Annotated in this window: 20 protein-coding genes; 17 read left to right on the forward strand and 3 right to left on the reverse strand. The window is 58.9% G+C overall.

Annotated elements, in window-relative coordinates; all coding sequences use genetic code 11:
* Nucleotides 1-146: 146 nt before the first annotated feature.
* The 5 genes from purL (at nt 147) to glnB (ending at nt 8,590) form a co-directional block, all read left to right on the forward strand.
* Nucleotides 147-4,037 (forward strand): phosphoribosylformylglycinamidine synthase, encoded by a 3,891-nt coding sequence (gene purL, locus CSK29544_RS09515; protein WP_007897226.1) that lies wholly within the window; start codon nt 147-149, stop codon nt 4,035-4,037.
* A gap of 575 nt (nt 4,038-4,612) precedes the next feature.
* Nucleotides 4,613-6,049, forward strand: coding sequence for a sensor histidine kinase (locus CSK29544_RS09520; protein WP_029039326.1), 1,437 nt, complete (start codon nt 4,613-4,615; stop codon nt 6,047-6,049).
* Nucleotides 6,046-6,819, forward strand: a complete 774-nt coding sequence (gene qseG / locus CSK29544_RS09525) for a two-component system QseEF-associated lipoprotein QseG (protein ID WP_007897230.1) — start codon at nt 6,046-6,048, stop codon at nt 6,817-6,819. The genes CSK29544_RS09520 and qseG overlap by 4 nt, the downstream gene beginning before the upstream one ends.
* A complete protein-coding gene (gene glrR / locus CSK29544_RS09530; protein WP_007897232.1) occupies nt 6,816-8,153 on the forward strand; it encodes a two-component system response regulator GlrR in 1,338 nt (445 codons plus the stop codon). The genes qseG and glrR overlap by 4 nt, the downstream gene beginning before the upstream one ends.
* 98 nt (nt 8,154-8,251) lie before the next feature.
* Entirely contained in the window at nt 8,252-8,590 is a 339-nt protein-coding gene (gene glnB / locus CSK29544_RS09535; protein WP_002438074.1) for a nitrogen regulatory protein P-II, read from the forward strand.
* A gap of 337 nt (nt 8,591-8,927) precedes the next feature.
* Here glnB and hmpA read toward each other — a convergent pair whose 3' ends face one another.
* The gene (hmpA, locus tag CSK29544_RS09540; protein WP_007897236.1) at nt 8,928-10,118 is read right to left on the reverse strand and encodes an NO-inducible flavohemoprotein; all 1,191 of its coding nucleotides are present in this window, start codon (nt 10,116-10,118) and stop codon (nt 8,928-8,930) included.
* A 321-nt stretch (nt 10,119-10,439) separates the two neighbouring features.
* Between hmpA and glyA the strand changes: the two genes are divergently transcribed.
* The 4 genes from glyA to CSK29544_RS09560 all read left to right on the forward strand — a co-directional run bounded on the left by glyA (nt 10,440) and on the right by CSK29544_RS09560 (nt 13,823).
* Nucleotides 10,440-11,693 (forward strand): serine hydroxymethyltransferase, encoded by a 1,254-nt coding sequence (gene glyA, locus CSK29544_RS09545; protein ID WP_007897240.1) that lies wholly within the window; start codon nt 10,440-10,442, stop codon nt 11,691-11,693.
* A 71-nt stretch (nt 11,694-11,764) separates the two neighbouring features.
* Nucleotides 11,765-12,127 carry a MerR family transcriptional regulator gene (locus CSK29544_RS09550; RefSeq protein WP_004385915.1) on the forward strand — a complete coding sequence of 121 codons (363 nt, stop codon included), beginning with the start codon at nt 11,765-11,767 and terminating at the stop codon, nt 12,125-12,127.
* A gap of 55 nt (nt 12,128-12,182) precedes the next feature.
* Entirely contained in the window at nt 12,183-12,560 is a 378-nt protein-coding gene (locus CSK29544_RS09555; protein WP_007897242.1) for a carboxymuconolactone decarboxylase family protein, read from the forward strand.
* A 123-nt stretch (nt 12,561-12,683) separates the two neighbouring features.
* Nucleotides 12,684-13,823, forward strand: a complete 1,140-nt coding sequence (locus CSK29544_RS09560; RefSeq protein ID WP_007897243.1) for a 3-phenylpropionate MFS transporter — start codon at nt 12,684-12,686, stop codon at nt 13,821-13,823.
* On the opposite strand, the gene csiE is transcribed toward CSK29544_RS09560, so the two are convergent.
* A complete protein-coding gene (gene csiE / locus CSK29544_RS09565) occupies nt 13,820-15,100 on the reverse strand; it encodes a stationary phase inducible protein CsiE (protein WP_029590932.1) in 1,281 nt (426 codons plus the stop codon). The genes CSK29544_RS09560 and csiE overlap by 4 nt on opposite strands.
* A gap of 125 nt (nt 15,101-15,225) precedes the next feature.
* Between csiE and CSK29544_RS09570 the strand changes: the two genes are divergently transcribed.
* Nucleotides 15,226-15,873 carry a DUF1007 family protein gene (locus tag CSK29544_RS09570; RefSeq protein WP_007897245.1) on the forward strand — a complete coding sequence of 216 codons (648 nt, stop codon included), beginning with the start codon at nt 15,226-15,228 and terminating at the stop codon, nt 15,871-15,873.
* Nucleotides 15,864-16,841 carry a nickel/cobalt transporter gene (locus CSK29544_RS09575; protein ID WP_007897246.1) on the forward strand — a complete coding sequence of 326 codons (978 nt, stop codon included), beginning with the start codon at nt 15,864-15,866 and terminating at the stop codon, nt 16,839-16,841. The genes CSK29544_RS09570 and CSK29544_RS09575 overlap by 10 nt, the downstream gene beginning before the upstream one ends.
* Before the next feature lie 216 nt (nt 16,842-17,057).
* Here CSK29544_RS09575 and suhB read toward each other — a convergent pair whose 3' ends face one another.
* Nucleotides 17,058-17,861, reverse strand: a complete 804-nt coding sequence (gene suhB, locus CSK29544_RS09580; RefSeq protein ID WP_004385922.1) for an inositol-1-monophosphatase — start codon at nt 17,859-17,861, stop codon at nt 17,058-17,060.
* 121 nt (nt 17,862-17,982) lie between these two features.
* On the opposite strand from suhB, the gene trmJ reads away from it, so the two are divergent.
* From trmJ to hscB, 6 genes are all read left to right on the forward strand, one after another.
* A complete protein-coding gene (gene trmJ, locus CSK29544_RS09585) occupies nt 17,983-18,720 on the forward strand; it encodes a tRNA (cytosine(32)/uridine(32)-2'-O)-methyltransferase TrmJ (protein WP_007897247.1) in 738 nt (245 codons plus the stop codon).
* 131 nt (nt 18,721-18,851) lie between these two features.
* On the forward strand, nt 18,852-19,340 hold the full coding sequence (gene iscR / locus CSK29544_RS09590; protein ID WP_004385924.1) for a Fe-S cluster assembly transcriptional regulator IscR: 489 nt from the start codon (nt 18,852-18,854) through the stop codon (nt 19,338-19,340).
* A gap of 116 nt (nt 19,341-19,456) precedes the next feature.
* Nucleotides 19,457-20,671 (forward strand): cysteine desulfurase, encoded by a 1,215-nt coding sequence (gene iscS, locus CSK29544_RS09595; RefSeq protein WP_007897249.1) that lies wholly within the window; start codon nt 19,457-19,459, stop codon nt 20,669-20,671.
* Between the two features lie 28 nt (nt 20,672-20,699).
* Nucleotides 20,700-21,086, forward strand: a complete 387-nt coding sequence (gene iscU, locus CSK29544_RS09600; RefSeq protein WP_004385925.1) for a Fe-S cluster assembly scaffold IscU — start codon at nt 20,700-20,702, stop codon at nt 21,084-21,086.
* 24 nt (nt 21,087-21,110) lie between these two features.
* Nucleotides 21,111-21,434 (forward strand): iron-sulfur cluster assembly protein IscA, encoded by a 324-nt coding sequence (gene iscA / locus CSK29544_RS09605; RefSeq protein ID WP_004385926.1) that lies wholly within the window; start codon nt 21,111-21,113, stop codon nt 21,432-21,434.
* 81 nt (nt 21,435-21,515) lie between these two features.
* On the forward strand, nt 21,516-22,031 hold the full coding sequence (gene hscB, locus CSK29544_RS09610; protein ID WP_007897252.1) for a co-chaperone HscB: 516 nt from the start codon (nt 21,516-21,518) through the stop codon (nt 22,029-22,031).

Below are 22,031 nucleotides of genomic sequence, written 5' to 3' on the forward strand. Positions count from 1 at the left end.
TCGGCCACACCAAACGTTAACGCGACGGCGGGATTTTATTTCTACGCAAACGGTTTCGTCAGCGCGCCGGATTCTCTATAATGACGCCCGTTTTCCCCCTTGCGCCCACTGAGGTGCCCTCCGGCGCTTCGAAGACGAGAGACTAGATGATGGAAATTCTGCGTGGTTCGCCCGCTCTGTCGGCATTTCGTATTAACAAACTGCTGGCTCGTTTCAAAGACGCTCACCTCCCGGTGAAAACCCTTTATGCCGAGTATGTCCATTTTGCTGACCTCGCCGCACCGCTGAATGCCGAAGAGCACGCGCGCCTTGAGCGCCTGCTGAAATATGGGCCGAGCCTTACTGGCCACGCGCCGTCGGGCCGTCTGCTGCTGGTAACGCCGCGCCCTGGCACTATCTCTCCCTGGTCCTCTAAAGCGACAGACATCGCCCATAACTGCGGGCTCGCCCAGGTCAAACGCCTGGAGCGCGGCGTGGCGTATTACCTCGATGTGGATCCCACCGCGGGCGACGACGCCTGGCGCCAGATTGCGGCAGAGCTGCATGACCGCATGATGGAGAGCGTGTTCGGCGCGCTGGAAGACGCCGCGCAGCTGTTCGCGCACCACGACCCCGCGCCGGTACAGAGCGTGGATCTGCTGGGGCAGGGCCGTCAGGCGCTGGCAGACGCCAACGTGCGTCTGGGGCTGGCGCTGGCAGAAGATGAAATCGACTACCTGCATGACGCATTCACCCGCCTGGGGCGCAACCCGAACGACATCGAACTCTACATGTTCGCGCAGGCCAACTCTGAGCACTGCCGTCACAAAATTTTTAACGCCGACTGGGTTATCGACGGCGAAAAACAGCCGAAGTCGCTGTTTAAAATGATTAAAAACACTTTCGAGAAGACCCCGAATTTCGTGCTCTCCGCGTATAAAGATAACGCGGCGGTTATGGAAGGCTCTTCCGTGGGCCGTTTCTACGCCGATCATGAAGCGGGCCGCTACGCGTTCCATCAGGAACCGGCGCACATTCTGATGAAAGTGGAAACGCACAACCATCCGACCGCCATTTCCCCGTGGCCGGGTGCCGCGACAGGCTCCGGCGGCGAAATTCGTGACGAAGGCGCGACGGGCCGCGGTGCGAAGCCGAAAGCGGGCCTGGTGGGTTTTTCTGTTTCGAACCTGCGCATTCCGGGCTTTGAGCAGCCGTGGGAAGAAGATTTCGGCAAGCCGGATCGTATCGTTACCGCGCTCGATATCATGACCGAAGGCCCGCTTGGCGGCGCGGCGTTCAACAACGAATTTGGTCGTCCGGCGCTGAACGGCTATTTCCGTACCTATGAAGAGAAAGTGGCCAGCCACAACGGCGAAGAGCTGCGCGGCTACCATAAGCCGATCATGCTGGCAGGCGGCATCGGCAACATTCGCGCCGACCATGTGCAGAAAGGCGAAATTCCGCCCGGCGCGAAGCTGATTGTGCTCGGCGGCCCGGCGATGAATATCGGTCTTGGCGGCGGCGCGGCGTCCTCCATGGCGTCTGGCCAGTCAGACGCCGATCTCGATTTCGCCTCGGTACAGCGCGACAACCCGGAAATGGAGCGCCGCTGCCAGGAAGTGATCGACCGCTGCTGGCAGCTTGGCGAGGCCAACCCGATCCTCTTTATTCATGATGTTGGCGCGGGCGGCCTTTCCAACGCCATGCCGGAGCTGGTGAGCGACGGCGGGCGCGGCGGGCGTTTTGAACTGCGCGATATTTTAAGCGACGAGCCGGGCATGAGCCCGCTGGAAGTCTGGTGTAACGAATCCCAGGAGCGTTACGTGCTGGCCGTGGCGCCCGAACAGCTGGCGCTGTTTGATGAGCTGTGCCGCCGCGAGCGCGCGCCGTACGCCGTGATTGGCGAGGCGACCGAAGCGCAGCACCTGACGCTTACCGACAGCCACTTCGACAACCAGCCGGTGGATATGCCGCTTGACGTTCTGCTCGGCAAAACCCCGAAAATGACCCGCGACGTTACGCGTTTACAGGCCGAGGGCCAGCCGTTTGACCGTACGGGCATTACGCTTGCCGATGCGGTGAAGCGTGTGCTGCATCTGCCGACAGTCGCGGAGAAAACCTTCCTGGTGACCATTGGCGACCGCACCGTGACCGGCATGGTAGCGCGCGATCAGATGGTCGGCCCGTGGCAGGTGCCGGTGGCGAACTGTGCAGTCACGACCGCAAGCCTCGACAGCTACTACGGCGAAGCGATGGCGATGGGCGAGCGCGCGCCGGTGGCGCTGCTGGACTTCGCCGCTTCCGCCCGTCTGGCGGTAGGTGAAGCGCTCACTAACATTGCGGCGACCCAAATCGGCGATATCAAACGCCTGAAACTTTCCGCCAACTGGATGGCGGCGGCGGGGCACCCTGGCGAAGACGCCGGTCTCTATGCTGCCGTCAAAGCGGTGGGCGAGGAGCTCTGCCCGCAGCTCGGCCTGACCATTCCGGTCGGTAAAGATTCGATGTCGATGAAAACCCGCTGGCAGCAGGATGGCGAACAGCGCGAGATGACCTCGCCGCTGTCGCTGGTGATCTCCGCTTTCGCCCGCGTGGAAGATGTGCGTCGCACCGTGACGCCGGAACTCACTACCGAAGATAACGCGCTGCTGTTAATCGATCTCGGCAACGGCCAGAACGCGCTGGGCGCGACGGCGCTGGCGCAGGTTTATCGTCAGCTCGGCGACAAGCCTGCCGACGTGCGCGACGCCGGTCAGCTGAAATGCTTCTACGACGCCATCCAGGCGCTGGTGGCGCAGCGTAAACTGCTGGCCTACCACGACCGCTCCGACGGCGGCCTGCTGGTGACGCTCGCGGAGATGGCGTTTGCGGGTCACTGCGGCATTGAAGCGGATATCGCCGCCCTCGGCGACGACGCCCTGGCGGCGCTGTTTAATGAAGAGCTGGGCGCGGTGATTCAGATTGCCGCCGCCGAGCGCGAGCAGGTAGAGCGCGTACTGAAAGATCACGGTCTTGGCGAATGCACGCACTATCTCGGCAAGGCGGTCGCGGGCGATCGCTTCACGCTGACGGCGGGCGACAAGGTGGTGTACAGCGAAAGCCGCACCCAGCTTCGCATGTGGTGGGCGGAAACCACCTGGCAGATGCAGCGCCTGCGCGATAACCCGGAATGCGCGGATCAGGAACATCAGGCGAAAGCCAACGACAGCGATCCGGGCCTTAACGTGAAGCTGACGTTCGATATCAAAGAAGATATCGCCGCACCGTTCATCGCCACCGGCGCGCGCCCGAAAGTCGCGGTACTGCGCGAGCAGGGCGTGAACTCCCATGTGGAGATGGCGGCCGCGTTCCACCGCGCGGGCTTTGACGCCATCGACGTGCATATGAGCGATCTGCTCGCCGGTCGTCGTGGCCTCGGCGATTTTCACACGCTCGTCGCCTGCGGCGGCTTCTCTTACGGCGACGTGCTGGGCGCGGGCGAGGGCTGGGCGAAGTCTATTCTGTTCAACGACCGCGTGCGTGACGAGTTCACCGAATTCTTCCACCGTCCGCAGACGCTGGCGCTCGGCGTCTGTAACGGCTGCCAGATGATGTCCAACCTGCGCGAGCTGATCCCCGGTAGCGAACTGTGGCCGCGCTTTGTGCGTAACCAGTCCGACCGCTTTGAAGCGCGCTTCAGTCTGGTGGAAGTGACGGCCAGCCCGTCGCTGCTGCTGGACGGCATGACCGGCTCCCATATGCCGATTGCGGTTTCCCACGGCGAAGGCCGCGTGGAAGTCCGCGACGACGCGCATCTGGCAGCACTTGAGAGCAAAGGGCTGGTGGCGCTGCGCTATATCGATAACTTCGGCGCGGTAACGGAAACCTATCCGGCGAACCCGAACGGTTCACCGAACGGCATTACCGCCGTGACCAGCGAAAGCGGGCGCGTCACTATCATGATGCCGCATCCGGAGCGCGTCTTCCGTACCGTGGCGAACTCCTGGCATCCGGCGAACTGGGGCGAGGACAGCCCGTGGATGCGCATTTTCCGCAACGCGCGTAAGCAGCTCGGTTAACCCTGCTCGTTTTATCCTGATAAAGGCCTCGCAAGAGGCCTTTTTTCTTTTAATCGCTTTTTCTTTGAGTGCGAATCCGGCAGGTGTCGGTAAATTGCGACAGCGACAGGATCGTAGTGTCGCTGATTTGCGACATGTAACCCATTGATTTATATAGCGCATGAAAAGCATCAGGGGAAGTGTTGGGATTTAGCGACACTCTGGCGAAAAATAACGCAAAACTTTGAAGCGCCTCATATAATTAAAACTATTACATAACAGCCACTTATGTTTTATGTGGTAAATCTGGCACGGTTACTGCATAATCACACGCAGTGGCTCATTCACCTTCTTATGTCAGCCCCATTGCGAGCGCTACATAAACTTCGAATGACGCACTCAAAGGTGCCTGCCGTCCAACTGCTGATCATAGCGCTGCTATTTCAGAACCCGGGCGACACGTTGAGTAAGGCACCGCCTGATTCCATCACAAAGGCAGGGTTAATCCCCTGCCTTTGTTGTTTTTTGCGTTTGGCTTTGCTCCGGCGCGGCTGTCGGTTAGCATCAGGCTTTTGCAATCACTTCGGAATAACGCCGTGAAACGCTGGCCTGCTTTTCCCCGCTCGCTTCGCCAACTGGTGATGATGGCTTTCTTACTGGTGATGGTGCCGTTGCTGTTTCTCGCCTGGCAGGCCTGGCAGAGCCTGAATACGTTAAGCGCCCAGGCGGCGCAGTCCAACACGCTCACCCAGATGGATGCCCGGCGCAGCGAGGCGATGACCAATATCGCGCTCGAAATGGAGCGCAGCTACCGGCAGTACTGCGTGCTGGATGACGTGACGCTGGCGAAAGTCTATGAAAGCCAGCGCCAGCGCTATTCCCGAATGCTGGAGGCGCAGGCGAGCGTGCTGCCTGACGCGAGACTCTATAAAGCCCTGCGCCAGAGCCTGGTGGATCTGGCGCAGCTTCAGTGTCACAACAGCGGCCCGAAGCCGGATGCCGCCGCACGTCTGGAAGCCTTCGCGGATACCAACACCCGGCTGGTGCAGGCCACCCGCGCGGTGATTTACGCACGCGGCCAGCAGCTTCAGCAGGAAATCGCCTCGCGCGGACGACTGTTCGGCTGGCAGGCGCTGGCGCTGTTTCTGGCAAGCCTCGCGCTGGTGCTGCTCTTCACGCGGATGATTATCGGCCCGGTAAAAGGCATCGAGCGGATGATCAACCGGCTGGGCGAGGGGAAATCGCTCGGCACTGCCATGATGTTTAAAGGCCCGCGCGAGCTGCGATCGGTAGGCCAGCGTATTATCTGGCTCAGCGAGCGTCTCGCCTGGCTTGAATCGCAGCGTCATCAATTCTTGCGTCATATCTCCCATGAATTAAAAACGCCGCTCGCCAGTATGCGCGAGGGCACCGAACTGCTTGCCGATCAGGTCGTCGGGCCGCTGACCGCGGAGCAGCGCGAGGTGGTGGAAATTCTCGATACCAGCAGCCGTAATCTGCAAACGCTCATTGAGCAACTCCTTGATTACAACCGTAAACTCGCAGGCGGCGCGGTGGAGCTTGAAAAAGTGGAACTGGCGCCGCTGGTGGAGATTGTCATCGCCTCACACAGTCTGCCAGCGCGGGCTAAAATGATGCATACCGAGGTGTCGCTTGCCGATGCGCCTTGCCTCGCGGAGCCGATGCTGCTGATGAGCGTGCTGGATAATCTCTACTCCAATGCGGTGCACTACGGGCGTGAATCCGGTACCATTTATCTGCGAAGCCGCCGCCTTGCCAGTACGTTATGTATTGAGGTGGCGAATACCGGCACGCCCATTCCTGAGGCGGAACGGCAAATGATTTTCGAGCCCTTTTATCAGGGAAGCCATCAACGTAAAGGGGCGGTGAAAGGCAGCGGCCTGGGCCTGAGCATTGCACAGGACTGCATCCGACGTATGCACGGCGAACTGCGTCTGGTTGAAGATGACACCGCCGACGTCTGTTTTCGCATCGAATTACCGCTCTTTGACCCGGAACGATTAAAAAAATGAATTCACGTCTGGTAAGCGCATGGCGCAGCCTGCGCTCGCGCGGCACACGGTTTTTCTCTCTTCGCACGCGGGCCTGTTCCGTGCTGTTGCCATGCCTTCTGGCAGGCTGCGTGCAAAGCCCGGTTTCCAGCCATATCAAACAAACGCACGACCCAAAACTGCCGGAACAGCAGCTGGCGGATTTTCTCTTTACCGACTGTTCCGGCATCTGGCAGCTCTCCGGCACCAGTGTGGAAAATAACCCGCTGTTCTGGCTGCGCGGCATGGACTGCGCGGAACGCCTTTCGCCCGCCGAGGCGCGCGCGCAGGCGCGTCGTTTCCCGGACGATACCTGGCAGTATGCCTTCCGACGCGGCATTTTGCTGGCTAACGCCCGCATTACGCCTGCCGAACGCCGCAGCTATCTCACCACGCTCAGCGCCACCTCCGGCGCGATACCGGCGCACGTGCGCCCGCTCTATGAAACCTGGCGCGACGGCCAGGCGGCGCAGCTTGCGCTTTCGGAAGAGCGTGGCCGCTACAGCAAGCTTCAGGAAAGCACCGACAGCGAACTGGATGCCCTGCGCGAGCAGCAGCGGCACCTGCGCAGCGAGCTTGAGCTCACCACCCGCAAGCTGGAAAACCTGACCGATATTGAACGCCAGCTCTCCACGCGGAAAAGCGCGGGCGGCTATATTCAGGACAACAGCCACAGCCCGGATGCCGAGAAAGAGGGCGCCGCGCCGGCTGATAAGGACACCGCACCCGCGCAGGAGGAGACCAAACCATGACGCAGCATAAACCCGCGCGCCTGTTGCTGGTGGATGACGATCCGGGCCTGCTGAAACTGCTGGGCCTGCGGCTCACCAGCGAAGGATTTACCGTTGAGACCGCTGAAAGCGTCCATGAAGGGCTGCGCATTTTAGCGCGTGAGAAGATCGATCTGGTGATTAGCGATCTGCGGATGGATGAAATGGACGGCATGCAGCTTTTTGCCGAGATCCAGAAGCTCCAGCCGGGCATGCCGGTGATCATTCTGACCGCGCATGGTTCGATCCCTGATGCGGTGGCGGCAACCCAGCAGGGTGTCTTCAGTTTTCTCACTAAACCGGTGGATAAAGACGCGCTGTATAAAGCCATCGATGACGCGCTGGCGCATGCCGCGCCCGCAGGCGACGAGCAGTGGCGCGAGACGATTGTCACCCGCAGCCCCGTGATGCTGCGGCTGCTTGAGCAGGCGCACATGGTGGCGCAGTCGGACGTTAGCGTCCTGATTAACGGCCAGAGCGGCACGGGCAAAGAGATTCTGGCGCAGGCCATCCATAACGCCAGCCCGCGCGCCAAAAACGCATTTATCGCCATTAACTGCGGCGCGCTGCCGGAACAGCTGCTGGAATCTGAGCTGTTCGGCCATGCGCGCGGCGCGTTTACCGGTGCGGTCAGCAGCCGTGAAGGGCTTTTTCAGGCGGCTGAAGGCGGCACGCTGTTTCTCGATGAAATCGGCGATATGCCGGTGCCGTTACAGGTGAAGCTGCTGCGCGTTTTACAGGAGCGCAAAGTACGCCCGCTCGGCAGCAACCGCGATATCGATATCAACGTGCGGATTATCTCCGCTACCCACCGCGATCTGCCGAAGGCGATGGCGCGCGGCGAGTTCCGTGAAGATCTTTTTTATCGCCTGAACGTGGTGAATTTAAAGATCCCGGCGTTGCAGGAGCGCGCGGAAGATATTCCGCTGCTGGCGAACCATCTGCTGCGTCAGGCGGCGGATCGCCATAAGCCGTTCGTGCGCAGTTTCTCTACCGATGCGATGAAGCGTCTGATGGCGGCGAGCTGGCCGGGCAATGTGCGCCAGCTGGTGAACGTCATTGAGCAGTGCGTGGCGCTGACCTCCGCGCCGGTCATTAGCGAGGCGCTGGTGGAGCAGGCGCTGGAGGGCGAGAACACCGTGCTGCCGACGTTTGTCGAGGCGCGCAATCAGTTTGAGCTCAACTATCTGCGTAAACTGTTGCAAATCACCAAAGGCAACGTGACGCATGCCGCGCGGATGGCGGGGCGTAACCGTACCGAATTCTATAAATTACTGGCTCGCCACGAGCTTGAGGCGAATGATTTTAAAGAGTAGTTTTTGGTGCCCAAACCGCTGCAAGGTATGGTAATTTGAGCAACCGATTTCGCGAACTGAATCGCCGTGCAGGCGCTGGCAGGAATTAAGGATCCACCATGAAAAAGATTGATGCGATTATTAAACCCTTCAAACTCGATGACGTACGTGAAGCGCTGGCGGAAGTCGGGATCACCGGGATGACGGTGACCGAGGTGAAAGGGTTTGGTCGTCAGAAAGGCCATACCGAGCTGTATCGCGGCGCAGAGTATATGGTGGATTTCCTGCCGAAAGTGAAAATCGAGATCGTGGTGACCGACGATATCGTCGATACCTGCGTGGATACGATTATCCGTACCGCCCAGACCGGTAAAATCGGCGACGGCAAGATTTTCGTTTTCGACGTGGCGCGCGTGGTGCGTATCCGCACCGGCGAGGAAGACGACGCCGCGATTTAAGCGGGCGCGACGACAAAAAAAGCAGGCCAGTGGGCCTGCTTTTTTTATGCCCGACGCGCATGGGGCGCGCAGGGATATGAATTGTGGGTGCGCTTCGCTTACCCACCCTACAGGGGACGCTGGTGTTCGGCATGGTGGGTGCGCTGCGCTTACCCACCCTACAGGGGACGCTGGTGTTCGGCATGGTGGGTGCGCTGCGCTTACCCACCCTACAGGGGCGCTGGTGTTCGGCATGGTGGGTGCGCTGCGCTGACCCACCTTATAACAGACGGTGTGATTTTGTAGGGCGGGTAAGCGAAGCGCACCCGCCGAACCGCCCCAAAAAACCGCCGGGCGCTTACAACACCTTATGCGGGCCGAAACATTCGTAATGAATGTTCTCTTTATTCACACCCATGCTCACTAACTGCTCCGCGGCGAACTGCATAAAATTCACCGGGCCGCAAACATAAAACTGCATACCGGGCGTGGTCACTTGCGCCTTGCGATCGTGAAGCGCCATCAACCCTTCGCTGTTATAACGGCCCGCGCTGCGATCGGCGTCGGTCGGCACGCGGTACCAGATATGGCTGGTAAAACGGGGGAGCGTCGCGCCGAGCTGCGCCACTTCATCGGTAAACGCATGCACATCGCCGCTTTCCGCCGCGTGATACCAGTTCACCTGCGCCGGATGCTGCGCGCTTGCCAGCGTATCGAGCATCGCCAGCATCGGCGTCTGACCCACACCCGCCGAGATAAGCGTCACCGGCGTCTGCGGTTCAACATCCATAAAGAAATCGCCCGCAGGCGCGGCAAGGCGAATCACATCGCCCGGCTGCGCATGCTGATGCAGCCAGTTCGACACCTGGCCTTCGCCTTCGCGTTTCACCGCGATGCGGTAGCTTTTACCGTTCGGCTTGCGGGTGAGCGAATACTGGCGAATCTCCTGATGCGCAAACCCCTGCGGCTTGATCCAGACGGCGGTGTACTGGCCGGGCAGGTAATCGGCGACCGGGCCGCCATCCACCGGTTCCAGCTCAAAGCTTGTGACAATGGCGCTCTGTGGCGTTTTATTCGCGATGCGGAATTCGCGCGTGCCTTCCCAGCCGCCGGTTTTCTGCGCGTTACTCTGGTAAATCTCGGCTTCGCGGTTAATAAACACGCCCGCCAGCACGCCATAGGCTTTGCCCCACGCGTCCAGCACTTCCTGGCCTGGGCTGAACATCTCATCGAGCGTCGCCAGCAGGTGCTCGCCCACAATGTTGTACTGCTCCGGTTTGATATTAAAGCTGGTGTGCTTCTGGGCGATTTTCTCCACCGCTGGCAGCAGGGCCGCGAGGTTTTCGATATTGGTGGCGTAGGCGCAGATGGCGTTGAACAGCGCTTCACGCTGATCGCCATTGCGCTGGTTGCTCATGTTGAAAATCTCTTTCAGCTCCGGGTTGTGTGTAAACATCCGGTCATAAAAGTGCGCGGTGAGTTTCGGGCCAGTCTGCGCCAGCAGCGGGATGGTGGATTTCACGACGGCGATGGTTTGACTATCCAGCATGGTTGCTTCCTTCCGTTTTTCTATAAAATGTATTTTAAATGCATCTTATAAAAATACCTGCACGCTGTAAATGGTTTTATCAAGCCTGGGGAAAACACCACGGCGTATGAAAAAACGACAGGTTGAAAATGAAAATAAGTCGCGTAAACGGCACGTTTGCTTAATCGTTCAAACCCTTGCGCCACGCCATGCCAAACGTTTGCGTAAAAACCTCTGTCAAGCCCTATCTTCACGCTGCCAATCGGTTTACACTGTTGGCCGTCGCCCAAAAGGGCCCCTAATTGCAGTACATTTTATTGTCAGCTGAGTCAGGAGATGCGGATGTTAAAGCGTGAAATGAACATTGCCGATTATGATGCCGAACTGTGGCAGGCTATGGAGCAGGAAAAAGTACGTCAGGAAGAGCACATCGAACTGATCGCCTCCGAAAACTACACCAGCCCGCGCGTGATGCAGGCGCAGGGCTCTCAGCTGACCAACAAATATGCCGAAGGTTATCCGGGCAAGCGCTACTACGGCGGCTGCGAATATGTGGATATCGTTGAGCAACTGGCGATTGACCGCGCGAAAGAACTCTTCGGCGCTGACTACGCTAACGTGCAGCCGCACTCCGGTTCTCAGGCCAACTTCGCGGTTTACACCGCGCTGCTGCAACCGGGCGATACCGTTCTTGGTATGAACCTGGCGCAGGGCGGCCACCTGACTCACGGCTCCCCGGTTAACTTCTCCGGTAAGCTCTACAACATCATTCCTTACGGTATCGACGAGTCTGGCAAAATCGATTACGAGGACATGGCGAAGCAGGCGAAAGAGCACAAACCGAAAATGATCATCGGTGGTTTCTCCGCGTACTCCGGCATTGTTGACTGGGCAAAAATGCGTGAAATCGCTGACAGCATCGGCGCATACCTGTTCGTCGATATGGCGCACGTGGCGGGCCTGATTGCCGCAGGCGTCTACCCGAACCCGGTTCCGCACGCGCACGTCGTGACCACCACCACTCATAAAACGCTGGCTGGCCCGCGCGGTGGTCTGATCCTCGCCAAAGGCGGCAGCGAAGAGCTGTACAAAAAACTGAACTCTGCCGTGTTCCCGAGCGCGCAGGGCGGCCCGCTGATGCACGTTATCGCGGCGAAAGCGGTCGCGCTGAAAGAAGCGATGGAGCCGGAGTTCAAAACCTACCAGCAGCAGGTGGCCAAAAACGCCAAAGCGATGGTGGAAGTGTTCCTGAACCGCGGCTACAAAGTGGTTTCCGGCGGTACGGAAAACCACCTGTTCCTGCTGGATCTGGTTGATAAAAACCTGACCGGTAAAGAAGCGGACGCCGCACTTGGCCGCGCCAACATCACCGTTAACAAAAACAGCGTGCCGAACGATCCGAAGAGCCCGTTCGTCACCTCCGGCATCCGTATCGGTTCTCCGGCGGTCACACGTCGCGGCTTTAAAGAAGCCGAAGTTAAAGAGCTGGCAGGCTGGATGTGCGACATCCTGGACAACATCAATGACGAAGCGGTTATCGAGCGCGTCAAAGGTAAAGTACTGGATATCTGCGCACGCTTCCCGGTTTACGCGTAAGCGTTCACTCACTGCTGAAGGCCGCCTCGCGCGGCCTTTTTTTATGGGGCTACGGTAGACAGGAGGCGGCCATGCGTATTCAGGCATTCGCGACGCTGACGGGGCTTGGCGTTCATACGCTGCGCTATTACGAAAAGCTCGGTTTGCTGGTGCCGGCGCGTAATGCGAGCGGGCATCGCGACTATTCTCGTTCGGATCTCGACTGGGCGGCGTTTATTAAACGGTTAAAGGCGACCGATATGCCGCTGGAGGAGATTCAGCGCTACGCCCTCTTGCGCGCGCAGGGGGAGACGACCGCTGGCGCACGTCGTGAACTGCTGGCGCATCACGCGCAGCGGCTCGAAGCCCGGCTCGCGGAGCAGGCAGACCATCTGGCGCGCCTGAAAGAGAAAATGGCCTATTACGATGAAACGCTGTTAAAAAACAGCGCTTGACCTGGAGTTAACTCGAAGGCTTACCGTTATCTCAACCACACAAAAGGAGAACGGTATGACTTCATCACGTTACGAGGCAGGCCTCGCGCGGCTGTCTGAAATCGACGGCGCGGCAGGGGAAAATGTCATTAAAGCGCTGGCCGATATCGCGCCGGATCTGGGGCGCTACGTCATTGAATTCGGCTTTGGCGATATCTACAGCAGGCCGGGGCTGTCGCTGAAAAGCCGGGAGCTCGCGACCGTCGCGGCGCTTACCGCGCTTGGCCACGCGCAGCCGCAGCTGGCGGTGCATCTGCACGCGGCGCTGAATGTCGGCTGCACCCGCGAAGAGATTATTGAAGTCATCATCCAGATTGCGCTCTATGCCGGTTTCCCGGCGGCGCTGAATGCGATGTTTACCGCCAAAAAGGTCTTTGCCGAGGCGGGCATATAACAGGACAGGCCGCTGCGGCGGCCTCATTACGCAGTAAAAGCGAATTGTTATTAACGTGTTATGCATCGCTTGCAACCCCTGCGCTTTCCCGCCAGACTAACGCCTGCGAAACGGGAGGGAATCATGGTGTTGCAATCCACGCGCTGGCTGGCGCTCAGCTATTTCACCTATTTTTTCAGCTACGGTATTTTCCTGCCGTTCTGGAGCGTCTGGCTCGCAGGCGTCGGCGTCGCGCCGGAAACTATCGGCCTATTGCTCGGCTCCGGCCTGATTGCACGTTTTCTTGGCAGCCTGCTGCTGGCACCGCGCGTCAAAGATCCTTCCCGTTTAGTGTTTGCGCTGCGCCTGCTTGCATTGCTGACGCTCGTTTTCGCGCTCGGCTTCTGGTTCGGGCATCAGACCGCCTGGCTGTTTGTCGTGCTGGTGGGCTTTAACCTCTTTTTCTCGCCGCTGGTGCCGCTCACCGACGCGCTCGCCGCCACCTGGCAGCGTCAAATAGCGATGGATTACGGGCGAGTGCGGCTGTGGGGATCGCTGGCGTTTGTGATTGGCTCGGCGCTCACCGGCAAGCTGGTAAGCGTCTACGATTACCGCGCTATTCTGGCGCTGCTGTCGCTCGGCGTGGCGTCAATGCTTATCGGGATGTTGCTGAAACCCTCCGTGATGCCGCAGGGCGAAGCGCGTCATAACGAGGCCGCAGGCTGGCCGGTATGGCGCAAGTTAATGGTTGAAAACTGGCGTTTTCTCGCCTGCGTAAGCCTGCTTCAGGGCGCGCACGCGGCCTACTACGGCTTCAGCGCCATTTACTGGCAGAGTAAAGGCTATTCCGCCTCGGTCGTGGGGTATCTGTGGTCGCTCGGCGTGGTGGCGGAAATTATCATCTTCGCGCTCAGTAAACGGCTTTTCAGCCGGTTTGGCGCGCGCGATCTGCTGCTGCTCTCCGGCGTGCTGGGGATTATCCGCTGGGGAATGATGGGCTGGACGACCGCGCTGCCGTGGCTCATCGTGGCGCAGATCCTGCACTGCGGGAGCTTCTCCATCTGCCATCTGGCGGCGATGCGCTATATCGCCGCCCGCGAAGGCTCAGAAATCATCCGGCTACAGTCGGTCTACTCCGCCGTCGCGATGGGCGGCGGGATTGCGGTGATGACCGTCTTCGCAGGCTTCCTGTATCAGCACCTCGCAGGCGGCGTCTTCTGGGTGATGGCGCTGGTTGCGCTGCCCGCGCTCTTCCTGCGCCCGAAAGTCGTGGCGCGCGCTTAAGCCTCCAGAATCTCGCGTATCCGCTGCTGCTGGTGTTCACCGAGCGGCAGCGTCGCGTGAATGAGCGGCGGCGAGAAGAGCGGCAGCGAGGTGGTGTATGGCGTCACAATCAGCGCCACCTCTTTCGGCGCGCCTTCCTGCTGGAAGGTATGCAGCGTCAGATGTTTGATGTTGAGCGGCAGCAGGGTAAGTTCCCGTAGCTGCTGCTCGATTTCTGCCTCAAGCGCAGGGTCGTTGCCCGTCAGCAGCAGCACCTGTTTTTCATGCAGATCCGCCTCCTGCATCAGCCACGCGCCGAAAATCACCGCCACCAGCCCGACTTCTTCATCAGAAAACGTCACCCGGTACTCTTCCTCAAAGCTATCAAACGCTTTGCGGGTGGTGCGCATCAGGCGCGGATAGAGACGGTTAATCTCTTCCGGCAGCGCGTTATCGATACCGATGCCGAACAGGCTGCGGTCAAGCGCCTGGCAGAGATGAATATAGAGCTGATCCGCAAGTCCCTGCTCATCGCTGAACGCCATGCCGGAGAGCTCGCGAAAGCGGGCAATCAGCGAAAGCACGGCGTGACGCAGCCGGTGATCTTCCGGGTGCGCGTCGCGCAGCGGATCGGGCGTGCGCAGCATCATAAAGAGCAGTGCCAGAAAGCAGTGTTCGTTCACGTGCGGCGACTGCGCGACGCGGCGCTGCCAGTGGCGGACTATCTCCTGCGCGGCGAGAAACTCGGCGCGAGCGCGCATCCAGAGCTGTTGCGGTTCGGTGAATTCCGGCGTCTGGCCGTAATGGTGCTGCACCAGGCAGTATTGCAGGTAGAGGCGCAGGAACTGTACGTCGCGCGGCTCGAACTGGCGGTTCAGGCGACGCGCGCAAAGGTTGACCAGCGCGTGTAAATTCGTATCGTCATACAGCGCTGTCGCGATGCCGTGCTGGCGAAGCTCGTTTTTCAGCGCGGGCGTGAAATGCTGCTGGATAAACTCGGGGCACAGGCGCAGCGCCCGGCGCAGCCAGTGCAGCAGGCAGAGGCGTCTGTCTAACGCCGTGCCTTCAATCCGGTAGCTGCCGTCCTGCTGGGTGATAATACTCAGGCGGTGATACCGCTTAATTTCGTCGCCGGTTTCGGCAATGTCCTGACGGGCGATGGCGCCGTCAACGCCATTCAGCCGGCCTAACATTTCCGGCGTGATGGTTTGCCCCGGCAGATAGAGCATTAAAAGCACCTGGCAGCGGCGCTGCGGACTGGAGAGCACAGATGGTGGAGGGCAGAGCAGAGTCATCATCCGTTTTGTCCAGTGAGTGAGAATATTGCTAAGAATAGCTAAAGGATTATTGAATGCCGTTCAGGGTGCCCAGTTTGATCGCGGAATTCTGGCTGGCTCACAGAATTTTTCGCCAGAGGAAGATAATGAGCGCTCGTCTTTACCGGTTAATGTGTGCTGCGGCTGTAGTATCGCTGTTTCCGGCGCAGGAGGCGCTGGCGCATCCGCACAGTTTTATCTCGTTGAAAACCGACATCGTCAGCGAAGCGGGACAGATAACGGCGCTGAAAATGCGCTGGAAAATGGATGAAATCACTTCAGCGGATCTACTGTATGACGCAGGCGACGCCGCGCCCGGTTCGCCGGTGTGGAAAAAGCTGGCGGCGGAAGTAATGGCGAATGTTATCGGACAGCATTATTTCACCGAGTTCTGGCACAACGGGCAGAAGGTGAAATTCGCCGCCACGCCGCTGGCGTATGGTCTGGCACGCGAAGGGCATCAGGCAGTGCTGACTTTCACGCTGCCGCTCGCGCATCCGCAAAAAGCCTCAGGCGCGCGCTATACGTTCGCCACGTTCGATCCCACCTATTATGTGTCGATGAGTTATGACGCACCGGGCGATGTGACGCTCAGTGCTGAGCTGCGCGAGCGTTGCAAGGTGGCGGTGAAAACGCCGCAGCCGGATGCCGCCGTGCAGGATTTCGCGCTGTCCCTCGATAAATCTGACGCGCCGCCGGAAGATATGGATTTAGGCAAACAATTCGCTCAGGAGGTGACGTTGCAATGTCAGTGATTTCAACGCCGCTCGCGACCCGCCGCTGGCTGCATTTCTGGCCGCTGGCGCTCTTTGTTGTGCTGGCGCTCGGCGCGGGCGTCTGGCTGTGGCTTGAGTGGCCGCAGGTGCTGATGAAAAGCACCGTCTGGCAGCGCGATATTAACCGCGAGATGAGTGCACTGCTTCAGCAGGTGGCGGAAAACCCGACGCGCGCGGGCAGTTCGCTGCTGCTGTTTAGCCTGGTTTATGGCGTGCTGCACGCGCTGGGGCCGGGTCATGGCAAAGTGGTGATCGCCACCTGGCTTGCCACACATCCGTCGCGCCTGAAAACCAGCCTGCAACTGACGTTCGCGTCGTCATTACTGCAGGGGCTGGTGGCGATTGCGCTGGTGACGGTAGTGCTGACGGTGCTGGCGCTGCCCTCGCGGCAACTGCATTTGAGCGGGTACTGGCTGGAGAAGGGGAGCTATCTGCTGGTCGGCGCGCTGGGGTTGCTGCTTTGCTGGCGTGCGGTGAAAACGCTGCGCGGGCTGGTGCGGCGTCCGGTGTTTACCGCGTTTACGCCACACCATACGCACAGCAACACCTGCGGCTGCGGGCATCAGCATGTGCCGTCGCAGGCGCAGCTTGAGCGCGGTGAGGACTGGCGCGCGAGGCTGATGGTGGTGCTCTCGATGGGGATGCGGCCCTGTTCCGGCGCGCTGATGGTGCTGTTGTTCAGTAAAGTGATTGGGGTGTTTAGCTGGGGTGTTGCGTCAGCGCTGGCGATGGCGGCGGGAACGTCATTAACTATCTCAGCCATCGCGATGTTTGTGCACAGCTTCCGGCATCTGGCGGCGCGGCTCGGCGGGCAGAAAACGCCCCCGTTGTGGCGGCGAACGGGCGGGGCGACGCTGGCGCTCGCCGGCGGCGTGGTGTTGGTCGTCGCCGCGCTGGTGATGTGGTCAGGCGCAGCGCCCGTCGCGCAGGGGTTGAGAGCGTTTTAGACGCGACACGGCGGGTGCGCATTCGCTTACCCGCCCTACGAAATTAGCGGGTTTAATGCAAGGTGGGTAAGCGCACCCACCAGGTCAGTTGGGATTTTTGCACGTAGGGTGGGTAAGCGTAGCGCACCCACCGGCTGACGAAATCTCACGCGCCAAAAAACCAACAAAAAAGGCAGGCCGCTTACGCGTACCTGCCTTTTTTGTGCCGGGAAACGATTAACGCTTCAGCGCTTCGCTCAGCTCGTCGCGCATATTGCTAAGCATCGCTTTCACGACGCGCGGGTTACCGGCCACGATGTTGCCGGTCGTCAGGTAGTTATGACCACCGACGAAATCGCATACCAGACCGCCAGCTTCACGCACCAGCAGTTCGCCCGCGGCGAAATCCCACGGCTTCAGGCCGATTTCAAAGTAACCATCCACACGGCCTGCGGCCACATAGGACAGATCCAGCGCGGCAGAGCCGGTGCGGCGGAAATCAGCGCACTGGGTAAACAGTTTGGTCACGATATTCATGTACGGCGTGGCGTGCTGTTTGGCTTTAAACGGGAAGCCGGTCGCCAGAATGGTGCCGTCCAGATCGCGAGCGGTGCTGCCGCGCAGACGGTAGCCGTTAAGCTGCGCGCCCTGGCCGCGAACGGCGGTGAAGAGTTCGTTACGCATCGGATCGTAAACCACGGCGACTTCCGCGCGGCCTTTAATGCGTACAGCGATAGAAACCGCGAAGTGCGGGAGACGTTTAACGAAGTTGGTGGTGCCATCCAGCGGATCGATAACCCATTGAATATCCTGCTCGGTGCCGGCGTGTTCACCGCTTTCTTCGGTGATGATGGTGTGTTGCGGGTAGGACTGGCGAATGGTGTCGATAATAATGCGCTCTGCGCCTTTATCCACGTTCGTCACAAAGTCGTTGCTGCCTTTCTGGCTGGTCTCTACGGCGTCCGGGGTTTCGTAGTTTTTGGCGATAAAATTTCCGGCCTTGCGCGCAGCACGCACGGCGATGTTGAGCATCGGATGCATCAGGTTTCTCTCACTGGATGTTAAAGAACGGGAAAACGGCGCGGATTATAGCAGAGGGTTCGGAATATGTCTCAGGTTTATGATAAGATGCGCTGATATTCTTTTCGGATACTGAGTCGCTATGCTGCAAAACATTCGTATCGTGCTGGTTGAAACCTCACACACCGGCAACATGGGTTCTGTTGCCCGCGCCATGAAAACCATGGGCCTCACCAACCTGTGGCTGGTTAATCCGCTGGTGAAACCGGATTCCCAGGCCATCGCGCTCGCCGCCGGTGCCAGCGATGTGATTGGCAACGCCAGCATCGTCGATACGCTGGATGAAGCGCTGGCGGGGTGCAGCCTGGTGGTGGGCACCAGCGCGCGTTCGCGCACGCTGCCCTGGCCGATGCTCGATCCGCGCGAATGCGGGCTGAAAAGCGTTTCTGAAGCGACGCATGCGCCGGTGGCGATTGTATTTGGCCGCGAGCGTGTGGGACTGACCAATGACGAACTGCAAAAGTGCCACTATCACGTGGCTATCGCGGCGAACCCGGAGTACAGCTCGCTCAATCTCGCGATGGCGGTACAGGTCATAGCCTACGAAGTTCGCATGGCGTGGCTTGCCTCGCAGGACGCCCAAACGCCTGCGCCTGGTGAAGAAGAAAACCCGTATCCGCTGGTGGACGATCTGGAGCGTTTTTACGGTCATCTTGAGCAAGTTTTGCTCTCAACCGGCTTCATTCGCCCGAATCATCCCGGCCAGGTAATGAACAAATTGCGTCGTCTTTTTACCCGCGCACGCCCGGAAAGTCAGGAACTTAACATCCTGCGCGGCATGCTGGCGTCGATAGAAAGCAGCCGTAATGAGAAGCCGTAATACTTGAGTAAAATACTCGGGTAAATAGTTGACCATTTTACTCGGGAATGTCAGACTTGCGCCTGCTATGCAATACCCCCATTTTCATAAAAACCCCCGCGTCGAGGGGCGAGCTTGAGGTTAAGTAAGACATGAGACTGACATCTAAAGGGCGCTATGCCGTGACCGCAATGCTTGACGTTGCGCTCAACTCCGAATCCGGTCCGGTACCGTTGGCAGATATTTCTGAACGTCAGGGTATCTCCCTTTCTTATCTGGAGCAGCTGTTCTCTCGTCTGCGTAAAAATGGCCTTGTGGCCAGCGTGCGTGGTCCGGGCGGCGGCTATCTGCTGGGTAAAGACGCGGGCCAGATTGCGGTCGGTGAAGTAATTAGCGCCGTTGATGAGTCTGTCGATGCGACCCGTTGTCAGGGCAAAGGCGGCTGCCAGGGCGGCGATAAATGCCTGACCCACGCGCTGTGGCGCGATCTGAGCGACCGCCTGACCGGTTTTCTGAACAACATTACCTTAGGTGAACTGGTGAACAACCAGGAAGTGCTGGATGTCTCTGACCGTCAGCATAATGAAGCCCATCGCCCGACCCGCGCTCAGGACGCTATCGACGTTAAACTGCGCGCTTAAAAAAATAATACGCTTTTCCCGAATCAGGCCAGGAAGCTCCGGCATCCTGTAGACTGCGGCGTACATCCAGCCGGCTGCCTGATTCACCGCTTTGAGATGTACGGAGCTTAAGAGCAATGAAATTACCGATTTACCTCGATTACTCCGCGACCACGCCGGTGGACCCGCGCGTCGCCGAGAAAATGATGCAGTTTTTAACGATGGACGGAACCTTCGGTAACCCGGCCTCCCGCTCCCACCGTTTCGGCTGGCAGGCGGAAGAGGCAGTGGATATCGCCCGTAACCAGGTGGCCGATCTGATTGGCGCCGACCCGCGCGAAATCGTCTTTACCTCTGGCGCGACCGAATCCGACAACCTCGCTATTAAAGGTGCGGCCAATTTCTACCAGAAAAAAGGCAAGCACATCATCACCAGCAAAACCGAGCATAAAGCGGTGCTGGATACCTGCCGTCAGCTGGAGCGCGAAGGCTTTGAGGTGACTTACCTCGCCCCGCAGAGCAACGGCATTATCGATCTCAAAGAACTCGAAGCCGCGATGCGTGACGACACCATCCTGGTTTCCATCATGCACGTGAACAACGAAATCGGCGTGGTGCAGGATATCGCGACCATCGGCGAAATGTGCCGCGCGCGTGGCATTATCTATCACGTTGACGCCACCCAGAGTGTCGGCAAACTGCCTATCGACCTGACCCAGCTGAAAGTGGACCTGATGTCCTTCACCGGCCACAAAATCTATGGTCCGAAAGGCATCGGCGCGCTCTACGTGCGTCGTAAACCGCGTATCCGCATCGAAGCGCAGATGCACGGCGGCGGTCACGAGCGCGGCATGCGTTCTGGTACGCTGCCGGTTCACCAGATTGTCGGCATGGGCGAAGCCTATCGTATCGCGAAAGAAGAGATGGCGAGCGAAATGGAACGTCTGCGCAGCCTGCGTAACCGTCTGTGGAACGGCATTAAAGATATCGAAGAAGTTTACCTGAACGGCGATCTCGAGCAGGGCGTTCCGACCATTCTGAACGTGAGCTTCAACTATGTTGAAGGCGAGTCGCTGATCATGGCGCTGAAAGACCTGGCCGTATCGTCGGGCTCCGCCTGTACCTCTGCGAGCCTTGAGCCGTCTTACGTGCTGCGCGCGCTGGGTATGAATGACGAGCTGGCGCACAGCTCTATCCGTTTCTCTCTGGGCCGTTTCACGACTGAAGAAGAGATCGACTACACCATCGAACTGGTACGCAAATCCATTGGCCGCCTGCGCGACCTCTCTCCGCTGTGGGAGATGTTTAAGCAGGGCGTGGATTTAACCACCATCGAATGGGCTCATCATTAATCGGTATCGGATTCAGGAGAAATAACACATGGCATACAGCGAAAAAGTCATCGATCATTACGAAAACCCGCGCAACGTCGGCTCTTTTGACAACAACGACGACAACGTCGGCAGCGGCATGGTCGGCGCGCCGGCGTGCGGCGACGTGATGAAGTTGCAGATCAAAGTCAACAATGAAGGTATCATTGAAGACGCACGTTTCAAAACCTACGGTTGCGGCTCCGCTATCGCGTCCAGCTCGCTGGTCACCGAGTGGGTCAAAGGCAAATCCCTGGACGAAGCGCAGGCAATTAAAAATACCGACATCGCAGACGAACTCGAACTGCCGCCGGTAAAAATTCACTGCTCTATCCTGGCGGAAGACGCCATCAAAGCCGCTATTGCGGACTATAAAAGCAAACGTGAAGCAAAATAATCATTGATGAGTTGAGGTTGTAGTATGTCGATTACCCTTAGCGACACCGCCGCCGCGCGCGTCAACGCTTTCCTGGCCAACCGCGGTAAAGGTTTTGGCCTGCGTCTTGGCGTTCGTACGTCCGGCTGTTCCGGCATGGCCTATGTGCTGGAATTTGTTGACGCACCGCAGCCAGAAGATACGGTGTTCGAAGACAAGGGCGTGAAGGTGGTGGTCGATGGTAAAAGCCTGCAATTCCTTAATGGCACTCAGCTGGACTTCGTCAAAGAAGGCCTGAACGAAGGGTTTAAATTCACCAACCCGAACGTTAAAGATGAGTGCGGCTGCGGCGAAAGCTTTAACGTCTGATAGTCTTTCCCGCCTCTCCCCGTCTGCGCCAGCCGCAGGCGGGGTATTTGCTTTATCACGTTGACTGACCCCGAGACTGTTATGGATTACTTCACCCTCTTTGGGCTGCAGGCCCGTTATGCGCTGGACAGTGCCCAACTGGCGGCTCGTTACCAGGATCTGCAACGTCAGTATCATCCCGATAAATACGCAAGCCATTCCCAGGCCGAACAACTGGCGGCGCTCTCGCAATCCGCCACTATCAATCAGGCATGGCAAACGCTGCGCCATCCGCTGACGCGCGCGGAATATCTGCTCTCTCTGCACGGCTTTGATCTGGCGAATGAACAGCACACCGTGCGCGATACCGCGTTTCTGATGGAGCAACTGGAGCTTCGCGAAGCGCTGGATGAGATTGAGCAGGCCAAAGACGCCGACCGCCTCGAAGCCTTCGTCCGTAACGTCAAAGCAATGTATCAGGAACGCCACCAGCATATGGTCACGGAGCTGGACGACGGCGCGTGGGCGCAGGCGGCCGATACGGTACGCAAGCTGCGTTTTCTCGACAAGCTGTTAAGCCAGTCAGAACAACTCGAAGAAAAGTGGCTCGATTTTTAA

This window comes from Cronobacter sakazakii (assembly GCF_000982825.1).
Taxonomy (GTDB): Bacteria; Pseudomonadota; Gammaproteobacteria; order Enterobacterales; family Enterobacteriaceae; genus Cronobacter; species Cronobacter sakazakii.

Bases quoted from the DNA above. Each gene is read 5' to 3' on its own strand.
- glyA (WP_007897240.1), top strand. From the start codon at position 10,440: ATGTTAAAGCGTGAAATGAACATTGCCGATTATGATGCCGAACTGTGG.
- CSK29544_RS09570 (WP_007897245.1), top strand. From the start codon at position 15,226: ATGAGCGCTCGTCTTTACCGGTTAATGTGTGCTGCGGCTGTAGTATCG.
- CSK29544_RS09575 (WP_007897246.1), top strand. From the start codon at position 15,864: ATGTCAGTGATTTCAACGCCGCTCGCGACCCGCCGCTGGCTGCATTTC.
- qseG (WP_007897230.1), top strand. From the start codon at position 6,046: ATGAATTCACGTCTGGTAAGCGCATGGCGCAGCCTGCGCTCGCGCGGC.
- CSK29544_RS09555 (WP_007897242.1), top strand. From the start codon at position 12,183: ATGACTTCATCACGTTACGAGGCAGGCCTCGCGCGGCTGTCTGAAATC.
- csiE (WP_029590932.1), bottom strand. From the start codon at position 15,100: ATGATGACTCTGCTCTGCCCTCCACCATCTGTGCTCTCCAGTCCGCAG.
- purL (WP_007897226.1), top strand. From the start codon at position 147: ATGATGGAAATTCTGCGTGGTTCGCCCGCTCTGTCGGCATTTCGTATT.
- suhB (WP_004385922.1), bottom strand. From the start codon at position 17,861: ATGCATCCGATGCTCAACATCGCCGTGCGTGCTGCGCGCAAGGCCGGA.
- iscU (WP_004385925.1), top strand. From the start codon at position 20,700: ATGGCATACAGCGAAAAAGTCATCGATCATTACGAAAACCCGCGCAAC.
- iscA (WP_004385926.1), top strand. From the start codon at position 21,111: ATGTCGATTACCCTTAGCGACACCGCCGCCGCGCGCGTCAACGCTTTC.
- iscR (WP_004385924.1), top strand. From the start codon at position 18,852: ATGAGACTGACATCTAAAGGGCGCTATGCCGTGACCGCAATGCTTGAC.
- glrR (WP_007897232.1), top strand. From the start codon at position 6,816: ATGACGCAGCATAAACCCGCGCGCCTGTTGCTGGTGGATGACGATCCG.
- glnB (WP_002438074.1), top strand. From the start codon at position 8,252: ATGAAAAAGATTGATGCGATTATTAAACCCTTCAAACTCGATGACGTA.
- trmJ (WP_007897247.1), top strand. From the start codon at position 17,983: ATGCTGCAAAACATTCGTATCGTGCTGGTTGAAACCTCACACACCGGC.
- CSK29544_RS09550 (WP_004385915.1), top strand. From the start codon at position 11,765: ATGCGTATTCAGGCATTCGCGACGCTGACGGGGCTTGGCGTTCATACG.
- hscB (WP_007897252.1), top strand. From the start codon at position 21,516: ATGGATTACTTCACCCTCTTTGGGCTGCAGGCCCGTTATGCGCTGGAC.
- iscS (WP_007897249.1), top strand. From the start codon at position 19,457: ATGAAATTACCGATTTACCTCGATTACTCCGCGACCACGCCGGTGGAC.
- hmpA (WP_007897236.1), bottom strand. From the start codon at position 10,118: ATGCTGGATAGTCAAACCATCGCCGTCGTGAAATCCACCATCCCGCTG.
- CSK29544_RS09560 (WP_007897243.1), top strand. From the start codon at position 12,684: ATGGTGTTGCAATCCACGCGCTGGCTGGCGCTCAGCTATTTCACCTAT.